Origin of the sequence: Haloarcula terrestris, assembly GCF_031624315.1 — an archaeon.
Taxonomy (GTDB): Archaea; Halobacteriota; Halobacteria; order Halobacteriales; family Haloarculaceae; genus Haloarcula; species Haloarcula terrestris.
Genome location: NZ_JAMQOM010000001.1, coordinates 373,935 through 389,001 on the forward strand (window position 1 = coordinate 373,935; position 15,067 = coordinate 389,001).

At 62.6% G+C, this 15,067-nt stretch carries 15 protein-coding genes and 3 pseudogenes; 12 read left to right on the plus strand and 6 right to left on the minus strand.

Annotated elements, in window-relative coordinates; all coding sequences use genetic code 11:
• Positions 1 to 19: 19 nt before the first annotated feature.
• From NDI54_RS02065 to samp2, 3 genes are all read right to left on the minus strand, one after another.
• On the minus strand, positions 20 to 592 hold the full coding sequence (locus tag NDI54_RS02065) for an RDD family protein (RefSeq protein WP_310894823.1): 573 nt from the start codon (positions 590 to 592) through the stop codon (positions 20 to 22).
• Positions 593 to 669: 77 nt separating this feature from the next.
• Positions 670 to 1,059 carry a GNAT family N-acetyltransferase gene (locus tag NDI54_RS02070; protein WP_310894824.1) on the minus strand — a complete coding sequence of 130 codons (390 nt, stop codon included), beginning with the start codon at positions 1,057 to 1,059 and terminating at the stop codon, positions 670 to 672.
• 14 nt (positions 1,060 to 1,073) lie between these two features.
• Positions 1,074 to 1,274, minus strand: coding sequence for a ubiquitin-like small modifier protein SAMP2 (gene samp2, locus NDI54_RS02075; protein ID WP_310894825.1), 201 nt, complete (start codon positions 1,272 to 1,274; stop codon positions 1,074 to 1,076).
• A 78-nt stretch (positions 1,275 to 1,352) separates the two neighbouring features.
• Between samp2 and NDI54_RS02080 the strand changes: the two are divergent.
• The 6 genes and pseudogenes from NDI54_RS02080 to NDI54_RS02105 all read left to right on the plus strand — a co-directional run.
• A pseudogene (locus NDI54_RS02080) lies at positions 1,353 to 1,718 on the plus strand (AAA family ATPase); the annotation flags it as partial.
• Positions 1,719 to 1,769: 51 nt separating this feature from the next.
• Positions 1,770 to 3,020: pseudogene (locus tag NDI54_RS02085) on the plus strand (NUMOD3 domain-containing DNA-binding protein); the annotation flags it as partial.
• A gap of 3 nt (positions 3,021 to 3,023) precedes the next feature.
• Positions 3,024 to 3,635, plus strand: a pseudogene (locus NDI54_RS02090) (replication factor C small subunit); the annotation flags it as partial.
• 92 nt (positions 3,636 to 3,727) lie between these two features.
• Positions 3,728 to 4,360 (plus strand): archaellin/type IV pilin N-terminal domain-containing protein, encoded by a 633-nt coding sequence (locus tag NDI54_RS02095; RefSeq protein ID WP_310894826.1) that lies wholly within the window; start codon positions 3,728 to 3,730, stop codon positions 4,358 to 4,360.
• A 70-nt stretch (positions 4,361 to 4,430) separates the two neighbouring features.
• A complete protein-coding gene (alaS, locus tag NDI54_RS02100) occupies positions 4,431 to 7,214 on the plus strand; it encodes an alanine--tRNA ligase (protein WP_310894827.1) in 2,784 nt (927 codons plus the stop codon).
• A 347-nt stretch (positions 7,215 to 7,561) separates the two neighbouring features.
• The gene (locus NDI54_RS02105) at positions 7,562 to 7,753 is read left to right on the plus strand and encodes a DUF7511 domain-containing protein (protein ID WP_310894828.1); all 192 of its coding nucleotides are present in this window, start codon (positions 7,562 to 7,564) and stop codon (positions 7,751 to 7,753) included.
• Positions 7,754 to 7,777: 24 nt separating this feature from the next.
• Here NDI54_RS02105 and NDI54_RS02110 read toward each other — a convergent pair whose 3' ends face one another.
• Positions 7,778 to 9,640, minus strand: coding sequence for a cation:proton antiporter domain-containing protein (locus NDI54_RS02110; protein WP_310894829.1), 1,863 nt, complete (start codon positions 9,638 to 9,640; stop codon positions 7,778 to 7,780).
• Positions 9,641 to 9,722: 82 nt separating this feature from the next.
• Between NDI54_RS02110 and NDI54_RS02115 the strand changes: the two genes are divergently transcribed.
• Complete coding sequence (locus NDI54_RS02115) at positions 9,723 to 10,484, plus strand: alpha/beta fold hydrolase (protein WP_310894830.1); 762 nt, start codon at positions 9,723 to 9,725, stop codon at positions 10,482 to 10,484.
• A gap of 9 nt (positions 10,485 to 10,493) precedes the next feature.
• Here the strand turns inward: NDI54_RS02115 and NDI54_RS02120 are convergent, their stop codons facing one another.
• Positions 10,494 to 11,093, minus strand: a complete 600-nt coding sequence (locus NDI54_RS02120) for a hypothetical protein (protein ID WP_310894831.1) — start codon at positions 11,091 to 11,093, stop codon at positions 10,494 to 10,496.
• A gap of 11 nt (positions 11,094 to 11,104) precedes the next feature.
• Positions 11,105 to 11,407 (minus strand): hypothetical protein, encoded by a 303-nt coding sequence (locus NDI54_RS02125; protein WP_310894832.1) that lies wholly within the window; start codon positions 11,405 to 11,407, stop codon positions 11,105 to 11,107.
• A gap of 157 nt (positions 11,408 to 11,564) precedes the next feature.
• On the opposite strand from NDI54_RS02125, the gene hisB reads away from it, so the two are divergent.
• The 5 genes from hisB to NDI54_RS02150 all read left to right on the plus strand — a co-directional run bounded on the left by hisB (position 11,565) and on the right by NDI54_RS02150 (position 15,040).
• Positions 11,565 to 12,152, plus strand: a complete 588-nt coding sequence (hisB, locus tag NDI54_RS02130; protein ID WP_310894833.1) for an imidazoleglycerol-phosphate dehydratase HisB — start codon at positions 11,565 to 11,567, stop codon at positions 12,150 to 12,152.
• A 947-nt stretch (positions 12,153 to 13,099) separates the two neighbouring features.
• On the plus strand, positions 13,100 to 13,258 hold the full coding sequence (locus tag NDI54_RS02135; RefSeq protein ID WP_310894834.1) for a hypothetical protein: 159 nt from the start codon (positions 13,100 to 13,102) through the stop codon (positions 13,256 to 13,258).
• Positions 13,255 to 13,464, plus strand: coding sequence for a hypothetical protein (locus tag NDI54_RS02140; RefSeq protein ID WP_310894835.1), 210 nt, complete (start codon positions 13,255 to 13,257; stop codon positions 13,462 to 13,464). The genes NDI54_RS02135 and NDI54_RS02140 overlap by 4 nt, the downstream gene beginning before the upstream one ends.
• Positions 13,461 to 13,658 (plus strand): hypothetical protein, encoded by a 198-nt coding sequence (locus NDI54_RS02145; RefSeq protein ID WP_310894836.1) that lies wholly within the window; start codon positions 13,461 to 13,463, stop codon positions 13,656 to 13,658. Before NDI54_RS02140 ends, NDI54_RS02145 begins: the two co-directional genes overlap by 4 nt.
• Positions 13,659 to 13,936: 278 nt before the next feature.
• Positions 13,937 to 15,040 carry a hypothetical protein gene (locus NDI54_RS02150; RefSeq protein ID WP_310894837.1) on the plus strand — a complete coding sequence of 368 codons (1,104 nt, stop codon included), beginning with the start codon at positions 13,937 to 13,939 and terminating at the stop codon, positions 15,038 to 15,040.
• Positions 15,041 to 15,067 lie beyond the last annotated feature (27 nt).

Genomic DNA, 15,067 nt, shown 5'->3' on the forward strand with positions numbered 1-15,067 from the left:
GAGCCCACACTCCCGGGCGTTACTCGCCTGTGCTGACGACGTACGTACCGGCCACGCGGTCGCCGAGGCGCTGGGCGTCGTCGCTGACGAACATGACGGCTGCCTCGACGAGGAGCCAGCCGCCCATGAGAACGAGCGCGAAGAGGAACCCGAATCCGCCGAGGATTCCGCCGAGCAGGAGCATGACCGGGAACGGGGCCAGCAGCACGGCCGTCCGGACCAGTCGGTCCCGTTGTGACGGCGGCGCGCCGTTCTCGTCAACGACCGCGACGTTCTGGGAGCGCTTCCCGACCGTCTCGTTGCTCTCAGCGTAGTAGCCGAAGTAGTAGACGAGCACCGCGCCGATGGCGAGCCACAGGGCGAAGTTGATAACGATACCCAGCAGTCCCGCAGCCAGCATCGAGCCGCCGCCCATCGCGCCCGGACTCTCGGGCGAGACGGCCATCGCCCCGACAGAGAGGAAGGCATTGAGGACGAACGTTACGAGCCACAGTCCGAACGCAACAGCGCTCAGAATGGCGAAATCGATGAGGTAGGCGACGACTCGGTCGCCCTTCGCTTCGACCGCGTTTTCGGGGACAGTTGCTGCCATTGTCTTAAAATCGTTCTCGAAACTATCTAAAGAATGTTACGACGCTGTGCCAACGGTTGTGATCTCGCGCCGAACGATTACCGCTCCGACTCGCGCTCGCCGCGAAAGCGGTCAGGTTCGTCCAGCGGTTCGATCTCGAACCCGAGCGCCTCGTAGAAGGATCGAACATCCGCATCGAACTCGGCTGTGACCCGGTCACGCCGGTCAAGCGCGGCTTCGACCAATGCCGTACCGATGCCCTGAGCGCGGCGACGCCGGCGGACGGCGACGGCTTCGATATGGGTCCCATCGAGTACGAGTGCACCGAGGATGCGCCCGGCTGCCGGATCGTCGCCAGATACCGCGACGAGCGTTTCGCCGTCTTCGATGCCCGCTCGCACGGTTTCCACGGCTATCGAGAGGACCGCCCCATCGAGGACGTTCATCACTGCGGGCACTTCGTCAGCCGTGGCTGTACGAACGTGCATGGCTGTCCGGCGACTTATCCGCCCTTGATGAGTCGAACGACGCGAACGTGGTCGTGCTCGACAGGCTGGTCCGTCGGCACGTGTTCGCCGTCCACGAGGACCGACACCTCGTGGGGGCTCAGGTCGACCGGTGCGAGCAGGTCGGCGTAGGTCGCGTCCGCGCCCACCTCTAGTTCGTGGGTGTCCTCGCCGGCGATTTCGACGGTGACGTGCATACGCCGACTACTCCGCCGACGAACCTGAGACTGTCGACTCTCGCGGGGTTTAAGACCGGCCCACGCTTCCCATCGTCCATGAGTGAGGCCGAGTCCGAGTCGCGGGCGGGACGCGAGGAGGTCTGGATCGAGAAGTACCGCCCGCAGACGCTGGACGACGTGATGGGCCACGAGAACATCGTCGGGCGGCTCAAGAGCTACGTCTCGCGCAACGACCTGAGCCACATGCTGTTTTCCGGCCCCGCGGGGACGGGGAAAACGACGTGTGCGACGGCCATTGCCCGCGAGCTGTACGGCGATGACTGGCGCGAGCACTTCCTCGAACTGAACGCCTCCGACGAACGCGGCATCGACGTGGTCCGAGACCGCATCAAGAACTTCGCCCGGACAAGCTTCGGCGGCGTCGAGTACCGCATTATATTTCTTGACGAGGCCGACGCGCTCTGTGTCCCGCCTGGCACCGACGTTGTGACCGGCTATCCGTCGTCTCCCGAGGTGAAGCCAATCGAGGAAGTCGCTGCGGACGGGGAACCCATCCCGTCGGTCGACTTCGAGACCAACGAGATACAGTCGGATAAAGGCCATCTCGTCGATTCCGGCGTTGCGGACTTCTTTGACCTCGAACTGGCAGACGGGCGCACCGTTCAAGCGAGCCTTTCACATCCGTTCTTTGTGGTAGGGGATGACGGTGAGCTCGTCGAACGAGAACTGCAGGAGCTCGAACCCGGTGACGAAATCGCTGATTTCAGGGACGCAGTCGGTGTCTCGCAGTGCGAGGTCTGCGACGAGTGGACTGCTGGGCGGTTCTGTTCTCTCGATTGCAAAAACGAGGGCCACAGTCGCCGGATGACGGGCGAGGGCAACCCAATGTACGGAACCGAGTGGTCCGAGGAGCGACGTGAAAAAATCGTCGAGAAACTCTCTGACGGACGGTTTGCCGGAGAAAACAACCCGAACTACGGCGGGGAGTTCCATGGCGTGTCCGTGTGGGAAATGGATGAAGACGCCATTGAGGCGTTCCGTGAAACGCTCAGTGAGCTGCGGTCGGGAACCTCCTGGGAGGAATGGGTCGTTGATGCCGACGCCGACACGGTGAAAGAGGATATCGGCCGCTCCTGTGCGGACTGGTGGGCGAACCTCGACGACGATAGAAAGGCCGAACTAATCGAAAAAGCGACCGAAAACTGTGACTATCCCGTCTGTGACATCACCGGCGACAACAATCCGATGCGCGACCCAGAGGTCGCACAGAAAGTCTCGGAGGCCCTACAGGGACACGAGCCGACCGGTGGGAACATCCGTCATAGCGAAGAACTCGGCCATCTCGTCCGGTCAGACTGGGAGTACGAGGTCGCAACAGCACTCCAGGACGCCGGTATCGAGTACGAATACGAACCGGAGTTCGAACTATCCGATTCCGTGTTCCACCCCGATTTCCTCGTCGACCATACGGTCATTGAGGTCAAGGGAGTCGCCGAACTGTGGGGACAGACCGAGAAAGTCGAGGAGTTCCTAGACACGTACGGTGACGAGTACACGTTTGTCGTCGTCGGGGACAGCGCTCTCCCGCACCACGAACACTATGACCGAGACGAGTTCGACGCCGCTGTCGTCTCCGATGGTGGCCGACAGGCAGTCGAAACCGTGACCGTAGACAGTATTGCGTACAGCCACCGCGGGAAGGCCTACAACATCAGCATGGAAGGGACGCCGAACTTCATGCTCGCCAACGGAATCCTGACCCACAACACGAGCGACGCCCAGTCAGCGCTGCGCCGGACGATGGAGCAGTTCTCGAACAACGTCCGCTTTATTCTCTCGTGTAACTACTCCAGCCAGATCATCGACCCCATCCAGTCCCGCTGTGCCGTCTTCCGTTTCTCGCCGCTGGCCGACGACGCCGTCGCCGAGGAAATCCGCCACATCGCCGCCGAAGAAGACATCGAACTGACCGAGGACGGCCTCGATGCCCTCATCTACGCCGCCGACGGCGACATGCGGAAAGCCATCAACGGGCTGCAAGCCGCGTCGGTCAGCGGCGACACGGTCGACGAGTCGGCAGTCTACGCCATCACCTCCACGGCCCGCCCGGAGGAAATCCGGACGATGGTCCAGTCGGCGCTAGACGGCGACTTCACGGCTTCGCGGGCAACGCTCGACCGACTGCTGACCGAGGAGGGCATCGCCGGCGGCGACATCATCGACCAACTGCACCGCTCCATCTGGGAGTTCGACATCGACGACGAGGCGGCCGTTCGGGTACTCGAACGCATCGGCGAAACCGATTACCGGATTACTCGCGGCGCGAACGAACGCGTCCAGCTCGAAGCGATGCTGGCCTCGCTCGCCCAGGGCGAGTAAGGTCGTACTACCGCTACAAACCGGTTTTTCACGCCTGATAACTGGCGGGTGAGCTTTATCATGAAAGGGCTCTAAGAGTATCAACAACTGAAATGCAACGTTTACGACTATCTACGGAGGGGACAGGGGAGGACCGCGGCCAGGTCGGGATCGGGACCCTTATCGTGTTCATCGCGATGGTGCTGGTCGCGGCAATCGCGGCGGGTGTGCTCATCAACACCGCGGGGTTCCTGCAGAGTTCCGCACAGGCGACGGGCGAGCAGTCCAGCGACTCGACGACGAACCGAGTCCAGGTCGTTGGGGTGACCGGTGACTACTTCACCGACAACAGCGAGGTCGGCGTGGTGAACGTTACGGTCAAGCGAGCACCGGGGGCTGGGAACGTCGACCTGGACAAGACGACCATCCAGTGGATCGGCCCGAGCGGATCGTACTACCAGCTGGCGTCTGGTGGCGCGGAGGGTGACCCCGATGGTCGGTTCGTCGTTTCGACCGTACAGGACAACGACGACTCTCAGCCAGTGTTAAACGACGTTGAGGATCGCTTCAAGATTTCACTGGACCTCGGCAGTACCAAGGATCTGAACCGGGGCGATCCCTTCGGCGAACCGCTCCCGGAAGGCGAGACGGCGACACTCCGCATTACCTCGCCCTCGGGCGGCATGACGACCGAAGAAGTCGTCGTGCCGAAGACGCTCTCCGGGGAATCCGCGGTCACGCTGTGACCGGGAGTCACAGGCGATAGCCCGGTCCCTTCGGAACAGTTTTAGGCGAACGTGGGCCAACTGAACACCAATGAGCGACCTCGACGAGGCCTACCAACTCGACTATTTCGAAGAGGAAGGCTTCCACCGCCAGGAGTGTGCCTCCTGTGGCGATATGTTCTGGTCCCGCATCGAGCGCGAGACCTGTGGCGAGCCGCCGTGTGCCGAGTACGACTTCATCGACAATCCCGGGTTCGACAAACCGTACTCGCTGACGGAGATGCGCGAAGCGTTCCTCTCCTTTTTCGAGGAGCGCGACCACGAGCGCATCGAGCCGTATCCGGTGGCGGCCAACCGCTGGCGCGACGACGTGTTGTTGACCCAGGCGTCGATTTACGACTTCCAGCCGCTCGTGACCTCGGGAACGACGCCGCCGCCGGCGAACCCGCTGTGTATCAGCCAGCCCTGCATCCGGATGCAGGACATCGACAACGTCGGGAAGACAGGCCGACACACGATGGCCTTCGAGATGATGGCCCACCACGCGTTCAACGCCCGCGAGGACATCGAAGACCCCGAGCAGTACGCCTACGAGGGCGAGGTGTACTGGAAGAACGAGACGGTCCGGTACTGCGACGAGCTGTTCGAGGAAATGGGCGCGAACCTAGACGAAATCGTCTACATCGAGGACCCGTGGGTCGGCGGTGGCAACGCCGGTCCGGCCATCGAGGTCATCTACCGCGGGGCCGAACTCGCCACGCTCGTGTTCATGTCCATGGAACAGGACCCCGACGGCGAGTACGAGATGAAAGACGGCAACCGGTACTCGCCGATGGACACCTATATCGTCGACACCGGCTACGGGCTGGAGCGGTGGACCTGGATGAGCCAGGGGACGCCGACGGTGTACGAGGCCGTCTACCCCGACATGATCGCCTTCCTCAAGGACAACGCCGGCATCGAACTCACCGACGAGGAGGAGCGAGTCGTCCACGAGGCCGCGAAGCTCGCGGGCCGGATGGACATCGATGAGGCCGAGGACATCGAGGCTGAACGGGACACCATCGCCGCCGAGGTCGGCGTCGAGGTTGAGGAAATGCGGGAACTGATGGCCCCGCTGGAAGATATCTACGCCATCGCCGACCACTGCCGCACGCTCGCGTACATGCTCGGCGACGGCATCGTCCCGTCAAACGTCGGGACGGGCTATCTGGCCCGGATGGTGCTGCGCCGGACGAAGCGGCTCGTCGACGGCGTCGGCGTCGACGCGCCGCTGGACGAACTCGTCGACATGCAGGCCGAGCGACTGGGCTACGAGAACCGCGACACCATCCGCGACATCGTCCGCACCGAAGTCGAGAAGTACCGCGAGACGCTGGACCGCGGTGGCCGGCGCGTCCGCCAGCTAGCCGACGAGTACGCCGAGAAGGGCGAGCCGATCCCGACATCGGAACTGGTCGAACTGTACGACTCCCACGGGATTCAGCCGGACATGGTCGAGGAAATCGCCGCCGAGAAAGGCGTCGCGGTCGACGTGCCCGACGATTTCTACGCGGTTGTCGCCCAGCGTCACGGCGGCGACGACGCCGTGAGCGAGGCGTCACAGATTCCATACCAGGACCGACTGGAGGAGCTTCCCGAGACGGACCGGCTCTACTACGAGGACCAGCAGCGGACCGAGTTCGAGGCCGTCGTGCTTGAGGTGTTCGACCGCGACGACGGGGACTACGACGTGGTACTCGACCAGACGATGTTCTACCCCGAAGGCGGTGGCCAGCCGCCGGACGAGGGGACGCTGTCGACAGACGATATCTCCGCCGAGGTGTCCGACGTACAGCAGTACGGCGACGTTATCGTCCACACCTGTGACGACGACCCCGGGAAAGGTGAGTTCGTCCGCGGGCAGGTCGACGCCACCCGCCGCCAGCGCCTGATGCAACACCACACGGCGACCCATATCGTCATCCACAGCGCCCGGCAGGTGCTCGGCGAACACGTCCGGCAGGCCGGTGCCCAGAAGGGCACTGACTCCGCCCGTATCGACATCCGCCACTACGAGTCGGTGAGCCGCGAGGAAGTCAAGGAAATCGAGCGCCTCGCCAACGACATCATCCAGGACAACATCGCGGTCACGCAGAAGTGGCCCGACCGCAACGAGGCCGAGGAGCGCCACGGCTTCGACCTCTATCAAGGTGGGATTCCAGCCGGCGAGCAGATCCGGCTCATCACCGTCGGCGACGACGTGCAGGCCTGCGGTGGCACCCACGTCGCCCGCACCGGCGATATCGGGGCCGTCAAGCTCCTGAACACCGAGCGGATTCAGGACGGCGTCATCCGCCTGACCTTCGCTGCGGGCAACGCGGCCATCGAGGCCACCCAGCGCACCGAGGACGCACTCACCGAAGCCGCGGACATCCTCGATGTCGCCCCCGAAGCGGTGCCCGAGACCGCCGAGCGGTTCTTCGACGAGTGGAAGGCCCGCGGCAAGGAGATCGAACAGCTCAAGGAGCAACTCGCGGAGGCCCGCGCCAGCGGCGGCGGCGACAGCGAGGAGGTCGATGTGGGCGAGGCGACCGCCGTCGTCCAGCGGATCGACGCCGACATGGACGAACTCCGCGCCCAGGCGAACGCCATCGTCGAACAGGGTAACATCGCGGTCCTTGGGTCGGGACTCGACGGCGCGCAGTTCGTCGTTTCAGTTCCCGACGGTGTCGACGTTGATGCCGGCGAGGTCGTCGGTGAACTCGCCGGCCGCGTCGGCGGCGGCGGCGGCGGCCCGCCGGACTTCGCACAGGGCGGCGGCCCCGACACGGAGGCGCTCGACGACGCGCTCGACGATGCGCCGGATATTCTACGCACTGTCGCGAACGTCTGAACGGTCGTTCTTTTCGCCGTCGTTCCGTCTCTACGGTCTCGCCGCTTCGGACAGTTGTGTGACTAGGGATTGAGATTCCGCCCGAACGACCTGTTTCTAGCCAGTGAATGACATTACATTCAGTTGTATTATGTATTTGCTGACGTGCTTCCAAAAGTATTTTTAGTAACTGCCCATATACAGCAGATATGAGCGAAAAACGTGATATCGCACACATACAGTCCCACACCGAGTACGTTCGGTCACAATCGATGTGCCAGGGCTGTGGAGTCAGTGTCCCCGCTGAAGGCGGTCGCACTGCCGATGCACTGTGTGACAACTGCAGTCCGTCTCGCGGCACCTAATTCATGAGTACCTCCACGACGCCCCCGACGGACACCGATCTGAACGAAGCCCCGGAGTTCGAACTGGACTGTCTGTACGACGACCCCGAGGACCCCTCGGAGCTGACGATCTTCCCATCAGGTCGCCAGCAATCCGTGACCGAGTGGGTCACCGCGGACCAGTCGGCGGTCGTCTCTCTCGACGAACTGCGCTGAGCGGCGCGTCCGGTTTCATCCCTCTTATTCTCCCTGACACAGCGCCCTGGCGTCCTGCATCGCCTCGTTGGTCTCACAGACGAGCGTCAGGTGGTCGCCGCTTGCGAGACGGAAATCGCTGTCGGGGACTCTGTCGGTCCCGTCACGGCTAACCATTGCGACCAGACAGCCGTCCGGGAGTTTTTTCGCGGTCTCTGCCATCGTCCGGTCGACCAGCGACTCGTTGCTGAGTTCGACCTCCAGTACGTCCCCAGTTCGACCGGAGTCCGAGAGCCAGTGGGCCAGTGCCGGTCGCTCAACTGCGTCGTCGATGGCATCGGCCACGGCAAAGCCCGCCGAGATCGTCTCGACATCGAGGTCCTCGAAGGCTTCGACGTTGTTCGGCTGGTTCGCCCTGGCGACCACCGTGTCAACGTCGAAGCGGGTCGTCGCCAGTTGTGCGACGAGGAGGTTCACGTCGTCGTCCGCAGTCGCGGCGACGACGACGGACGCCCGGTTCGCCCCCGCTTCTTCGAGGACGGTCGCGTTCGTCGCGTCCCCGTGAACGACGCGGTGGCCGTCGGCCCGGGTCCGCTCGACCGTGTCCTCGTCGCTGTCGATGAGGACGACCTCCTCACCGCGCGACTCATACCGCACTGCAAGTTCCCGGCCGACGCGGCCGCCGCCGACGATGAGTGTTTGCATGGGAAGAATGTCGAGTGCTTGCGCGAAGTGACGGGCCAGCCCGCCTTGAAACATGACGGTCGCGAAGATGACGAGAAAGACGGTCCCGACGAGGATCGTTGCGGCCTCCGGGTTGTCCGGGCGCAGTTCGATAGCAAACAGCGTTGCGACGCTGGCCGGGACAATCCCGCGTGGCCCCATCGCGCCGACGAACATCCGCTCTCGAACGGTCAGTCGGCCCCCCAGCGTCGAGAGGAACACGCCCAGCGGGCGAACGAGTGCGACGACGACGATGACGACGACCAGGCCGCCGATCCCGAGCGCACGCAGGTCGCCGAGCGAGAGCTGTGCGGCGAGGACAATAAACACGAACGAGAGGACAAACAGCGTAATACCGCCCTTGAACTCGGCGATCTCCTCCTCGTGGGGGATGTCGACGTTCCCGAGGACGATACCGGCGACGGCGGCAGCCGCGATGCCGGCCTCGGAGAGCCACATGCTACCCAGCGCGTACGCCAGCAGCGCCGCGGTGAGTACCATGACGCGCGCGTTCTGCGTGGCGTTGTCCGCCGAGAGATTCAGCCGCCGGAGCAGGAGCGCGATGCCGCCGCCGGCGACGACGCCGACGAGGACGCCGACGGCCAGTCGGGCGACGAAGGCCTCGATGACAACCACCGGCGAGGACTGGCTCGCGATGACGAACTCGAACGTCGCCACCGCGAGAATCGCGGCAGTCACGTCGTTGATGATGCCCTCCGTTTCCAGCGCCGCGGCGACGCGGTCCCGCACTGGAACCACTTGCATAATCGGTGTGATGACCGTCGGCCCGGTGGCGATCAGCAGACTCCCGACGAGGACGGCCACCGCCCACGTCGTCCCGAACACGACTTTGACAGCGACGGCAGTCCCAACGAGCGAGACGAACGCGCCGATTGTCACCAGTCCCAGCGCCTCCCTGGATGCTTCACGGACCCGCTCGACGGTGAGATGGAACGCCCCTTCGAAAACGATGATACCGACGCTGAGGCCGACGATGGCCTGCAGTCCGGCCTGTCCGAATATCGCGGGATCGACCAGCCCGAGCGCCTGTGGGCCGACGAAGACACCGGCGACCAGCAGGAAGGCGACGCTCGGGATCTGGAGCCAGTCGGCAACCAACTGGGCGGCGACGCCCAGACTCACCACCAGCACGACGACGCCGATAAGTGATGCTGCTCCGGACACGGGACGGGCGGCCCTTCGACAGCCAGCGGCAAAGAGCTATTCACCGAAAGAGACACACCGCCAGCGCGGGAATCGACGGCCAATGCCGACCGCACGCAACCGCGACGTGTCGCTCTACTACGAGGCCGACGGCGACGGCCCCACCGTCGTGTTCGTCAACGACGTGGGGTACGGCGCGTGGCTCTGGGGCTGGCACTACGATACCGTCGCTGGCCCCTACGAGACGGTGGTGTGGGACCTCCGCGGGACCGGCCGGTCGGACGCGCCGGCGGGACCGTACGATGTGGAAACGCTGGCCGCTGACCTCGAAGCTGTGCTGGCCGACCACGGCGTCGGGAGCGCCCACCTCGTCGGGGCCGGCCTCGGCGGGATGGTCGCGCTCAAATACGCCCATCAGTACAGCCGCGCCCGCTCGCTGACGCTGTACTGCACGGCGGCCTCGGGCGACGCCGTGGACCGGGACGCACTCGATTCGCTCGCACTCGATGCGCAGTCATCACTCGACGGTGCCTTCTCGCCAGCGTTCCGCGAGCACGACCCGGACCTCATGGACCGGATTGCGGACTGGCGCGCCGAGGAGGACGCCACCGGCGAGGCGCGCGCGGCCCAGGCCGCGGCGATGACGGCCTTCGACGCGCCGCCACTGTACGAGATCACCCAGCCAGCCGAGGTGTACTACGGCCTAGAGGACCCCGTAGTGTCGCCCGAGGCCGCAGAGTCGCTGGCGGCCGACCTACCCCGTGGAACAGGGGAGGCTGTCGAGGGCCGGCACTGCTGTTACGTCGAATACGCCCCGGCAGTGACCGACCGCCTGCTAGCGCTGCTTGACGAACAGACCGAGTGAGTCCATCCGCTACGGCAGGAAATCGTCGTCTATATACCCCGAGCAGTCGACGGGAATCGCACGCCACATCTCGTAGATTGCGCCCTTTGTCGTCCAATTTTCTCCCTCCATCATCGCTGCACAGCCGCGACAGAACTCACCTTTCGTCAGTTCACCGGTGTCGAACAGGACATACAGCAGGTACGTCGGCGGAACGACGCGGTAGCTCATTCCGGTCTCTTGCTGTCGTTTCTGGAGCCTGTTGCGAGCCGCCACGTCGTTTATGCAGATGACCTGGTACGCAGACCCGTGCTGCTCGATTTCCGTCTCGATAGAGATCTCGCCGGCATCCTCGCCACTCGGTGCCGGGACGACAGTGACAGTCGAGAACGCCGCGTCGCTGTCGTCAAACGCTTCGAGTACGCGCTTACTTCCGTGATGGAGCCGGTGTTCTCTCGTCCCGTCGTGTGCGTATTCGTGGTTCTCTCGAACGTGCCGCTGGAGTTCGTTTCTGCAAATATTGGTCGTCGTCAGTTTGAGCGTCGTCGTCGCCGTCGTCCAGTAGTCAGACATCGCGACGGCGATCAATGCGCTCGTGTCTGCGAGTATCGGATAGCGCGTCTCAGACATGCACAGAACAGTTACTGGACGAGGTCACTCGTGTCGTCAGCCACAGCGGCCTCCATCTGTTCGGCCTCGGCCTGCATCGTCTCGAACTCGTCACCGAGCAGGACCCGGGCGGCGTCTTCGCTGATTTCGCCCGCCCGAAACTGATTCCAGACTGCCAGTTTCTCCTCTGCTTTCGTGACCTCTGGGAGCAACGCCCGGAGTCCCTCGCGGGCCAATTTGCTCGTGTTCAACCCCTCGACACGCAGAGATTCCAGCGTCTCCAGGGCCTCACCGACCTCCTTCGGACGGAATCGGACGGCATCTGAACTTCCCATACAGTACAGTACGCGTCAGAACAGTAAAGTTTTACCACAACTACCACAGCTACTACAGCTGAGTGTGGGGACCATCTACCCTGGCTGTCGCCTGCAACAGAGATTCTACACCAGTGCGGACGCAATCCACAAATACGCGGCCTGATAGGTGATAGGTATGACTGACCGGACGGCGGCCGTCACGCGGACCACGGCCGAGACGGACATCGAAGTCACGCTCGACGTTGACGGCGACGGCGACAGTACAGTTGACACCGGCATCGGCTTCTTCGACCACATGCTCGACTCCTTTTCTACCCACGGGCTGTTCGACCTGACCGTCCAGTGTGACGGCGACCTGGATATCGACGACCACCACACCGTCGAAGATGTCGCCATCACGCTCGGCGAGGCGTTCACCGAGGCACTGGACGACAAGCGCGGCATCCGCCGATTCGCCGACCGCAAGGTCCCGCTTGACGAGGCCGTCGCGAGCGTCGTCGTCGACATCTCCGGCCGGCCGTACTTCGCGTTCGACGGCGAATTTTCACAGGACTCGGTCGGCGGGATGACCAGCCACATGGCCCAGCACTTCTGTCGCTCGCTCTCGATGAACGCCGGGCTGACGCTGCACTGCGGCGTCGAGGGCGAGAACGCCCACCACGAGATCGAGGCGCTGTTCAAGGGGCTGGCGCGGGCACTCGACGACGCGACTCGTATCGACGAGCGACGGTCCGACGTGGCGAGTACGAAAGGCGAACTCTAGCCGACTGCACCCTCTGTTTCGGTTGCTGTCGGCATCGATTAGTGGCCCCATACCCATCCTTGCGTATGTTCGACGAGAACATCCGGAAGTTTATAACTGATAGTAATATTGTATCCAGGTGTTTCATGACTTCTAACTCCCGAAAACGCCGTAGCCAGCAATAGTTGCTGGTTTTTCGGCAGGCGTTTGATTACTATCAGTTATTGCAGACAGACGGGCAGAAACCGGGTGCTGGCCGGACGCAAGCACATGCGTATTCACCACTTGCCAGTCTGTCATCTCGGTGCGTGTATTGCTACGGATTCCTGCCCCCTAAATCCACCGATTTCGCGGGCTTAGGTGGTGTGAAACCCTGAAATCGGGTGTGTGAAACACTGATCCTCTCCCCTCTCAACGTAAACGGCCCAGTCGAGACTACTCCGACGCAGTCTTGCGATTAGAAATCAGGAGCGGTTTTCGATGGTTTCCCGGAGATACCCCGGCGGTTGTTCGTTGTCACTCGCCGTCGTCGGCAGTCGGGAAGTCAGACAGTTTCGTTTAGTGACGACGATATTTCTGGTTAACTGATTTGTCGTCGGGACAAACGTATGCCTCCCTCGTCAAGTTTTCATACTGATTTATCTTTCCTAACACATCAAATTGTAGAATGTTTATGGTTTTTTATATTGGCTTTTCGATACCACCGTCCCCCTCTTGCGGGGGTGTTCCGCAGGATTTCCGGGTTTCTGGAACCAGTAAATCCCCTATCGCTTACGCATTATTCACCGAAAGGTTTAAGTATCTGGAAATACTACCATATAATGTTGTCGGAAACGGCAACCTGCACACGGCCCCAGTCATGGCCCTCTGCGCAGTGTGTGTGATCGCAGTGCAGCAACATCGGTGTGCTGTTCGACACTGGGCCGGGAAGTCGGGATTAAACCGGCAAGGCCCACCCTTTCCGTCGCATGAGTGCAGATATGTCAGAAGAAACGAGTATGTGGATGAAGCGAGCCGACAAGCAACTGGTTCGGGAGTACCGGGACGCCGTCTTTGGCGATTCCGACGTTGCTCTCCGACACGCTGTCCGTCACGCCGTACAGCAGGCCCGAGGTGACGACGAATGAAGGTGACGCTGGAAGTGTCCGACGAGTACGAGCAGGCTGTTCGTCGTCGTATCGAACAGTTGCAGTCCAAGCGTGCCCGACAACTCCGTAACGCAGGCCGGGACGAACTGGCTGCGGAAGTCGAGGACGCCGACGCCGACGCTGCGCAGTACATGAAGGAACTGGTAAGGGACGACTTGGCCGACGCCGGGCTGGTGGACGAATGAAAGAATACACGATCCGGGTAGACGACGACGGTGTCCGTAGCAAGCATGACGCGCTTGTCCGGCTTGCACAGCGGAGTCGTCGGGCGTCCCGAATGAGTCGGGACGACATCGAAGCCGAAGGGCCGGACGACGACGTGGCCCAGTTTCTCGCCTACATCGTACACGAGGAGTCGGGGAACAAGAAAGGCCGGTAACTGGTAGTATGTGGGCTGAGAGTCCGGTATGCTGTATATCGCATACGAAGGCAGGGTAGGGCTGAAACCCCGCTTTCTGTCCCGCTCGGACACTCTCGTCCCGATTCTCCCGTCACCGACGGGACACCTATTGTCGCAAACATGTCTGTATGCAGTCTGAAAGCAGAGGAGTACGGTGTACGTCACTACACCGGAGTCAACGAGAATCGGCTTGGGTTCGCACGGGGTGAGTCCCTGTGCTAACTGACAGTATGAGCGCCACGCATAAAAACGTTTCGGTGCGTGGCGATTCCGACGCCCCAGAGCCGTCCGGCGAAACCGTGCGACGGCTTGCGGTCGAAGCCGGGAAGTTCGTGGGTGTCGAAGCCGGGGAGTCCCTCCCCGTCGTCGAAGTCTGTCGGCAAGCAGAAGCCAACGGGTACGCCGACGAGGAGATCACCCAGTTGCTCGCCGACGCCGGAGTCCGTCACGCCGACACCGTCACTGTGCCGGAGCAGGGGGGCTTGTTCGGCGAACTGTGGAAACCAGATGCTGGAGTACCATACACCGACGCCCCAACAGATCCGGACACAGAGACGCCCGACGCTGTCGAACGATTCCGGAACTGGTTGGAACAGAAGAACAACGACGATGCGATGGGGCACACGTACTCCCGTCACACGGCAAACCGGCGATACGCTCGCGCCAAAGACGTGGGCCGTCACTTCGTCTCGGAGTACGACACTTTCAGCACCGTTCTCGTCACCTACGACAGAGGTGTACCGGACGACGACGAGATGGTGGCCGAACACGCAACGGGCTTCTACCCCCGGAAAGTCACCCGAACCCGGCGGGAACTGCTGAAGGAACTGGGAGTATATCGGGAGTACGCCGGTGTCTCCCTGTTGGCCCCGAAACTGGGGCCGGGTGGGGACGACAGAGTACCATACCCCGACGCCCCAAACGACGGTGTAGTGACGACACACGCACACTCGTTCTACTGGATACCGGGCGACGTGTCCGAATCAGACTTCGCGCCCCTGATAGACGCCACCGACGCCGACGTACATGTGTCCGTCCAAACGCACGACTCGTCGGCAGTGACGACGCCGGAACGGGTGGCCGACAGAGGGACCGATGTGGACGGTGCACGGGGCGATACGACGGCCCTTCCGCACGAGGTAGGAAACAACCTGCCGATGCTGAAAACGCTTGTAGACGCCCGTGGCTTGCCCAGATACGCCGAAATATGGTGTGCGCACATGCGTCTCGGAACCGACGACTCACTCGATACGGACGGCGTCTCACTGTGGCGTCCGATGCACAATGGACGGCATACGTCCCGGTTCCGGGAGATCGCGGACGAATCGTATCAGTCCGACGACGGCGACGAGTCCGGGTGAATGAATGCCCTGTGGTGGGGCGCCGGG

Excerpts from the sequence above, each read along its gene's own strand:
- NDI54_RS02070 (WP_310894824.1), bottom strand. The coding sequence starts at position 1,059 with ATGCACGTTCGTACAGCCACGGCTGACGAAGTGCCCGCAGTGATGAAC.
- samp2 (WP_310894825.1), bottom strand. The coding sequence starts at position 1,274 with ATGCACGTCACCGTCGAAATCGCCGGCGAGGACACCCACGAACTAGAG.
- alaS (WP_310894827.1), top strand. The coding sequence starts at position 4,431 with ATGAGCGACCTCGACGAGGCCTACCAACTCGACTATTTCGAAGAGGAA.
- NDI54_RS02105 (WP_310894828.1), top strand. The coding sequence starts at position 7,562 with ATGAGTACCTCCACGACGCCCCCGACGGACACCGATCTGAACGAAGCC.
- NDI54_RS02125 (WP_310894832.1), bottom strand. The coding sequence starts at position 11,407 with ATGGGAAGTTCAGATGCCGTCCGATTCCGTCCGAAGGAGGTCGGTGAG.
- NDI54_RS02095 (WP_310894826.1), top strand. The coding sequence starts at position 3,728 with ATGCAACGTTTACGACTATCTACGGAGGGGACAGGGGAGGACCGCGGC.
- hisB (WP_310894833.1), top strand. The coding sequence starts at position 11,565 with ATGACTGACCGGACGGCGGCCGTCACGCGGACCACGGCCGAGACGGAC.
- NDI54_RS02145 (WP_310894836.1), top strand. The coding sequence starts at position 13,461 with ATGAAAGAATACACGATCCGGGTAGACGACGACGGTGTCCGTAGCAAG.
- NDI54_RS02135 (WP_310894834.1), top strand. The coding sequence starts at position 13,100 with ATGAGTGCAGATATGTCAGAAGAAACGAGTATGTGGATGAAGCGAGCC.
- NDI54_RS02065 (WP_310894823.1), bottom strand. The coding sequence starts at position 592 with ATGGCAGCAACTGTCCCCGAAAACGCGGTCGAAGCGAAGGGCGACCGA.
- NDI54_RS02115 (WP_310894830.1), top strand. The coding sequence starts at position 9,723 with ATGCCGACCGCACGCAACCGCGACGTGTCGCTCTACTACGAGGCCGAC.
- NDI54_RS02120 (WP_310894831.1), bottom strand. The coding sequence starts at position 11,093 with ATGTCTGAGACGCGCTATCCGATACTCGCAGACACGAGCGCATTGATC.
- NDI54_RS02140 (WP_310894835.1), top strand. The coding sequence starts at position 13,255 with ATGAAGGTGACGCTGGAAGTGTCCGACGAGTACGAGCAGGCTGTTCGT.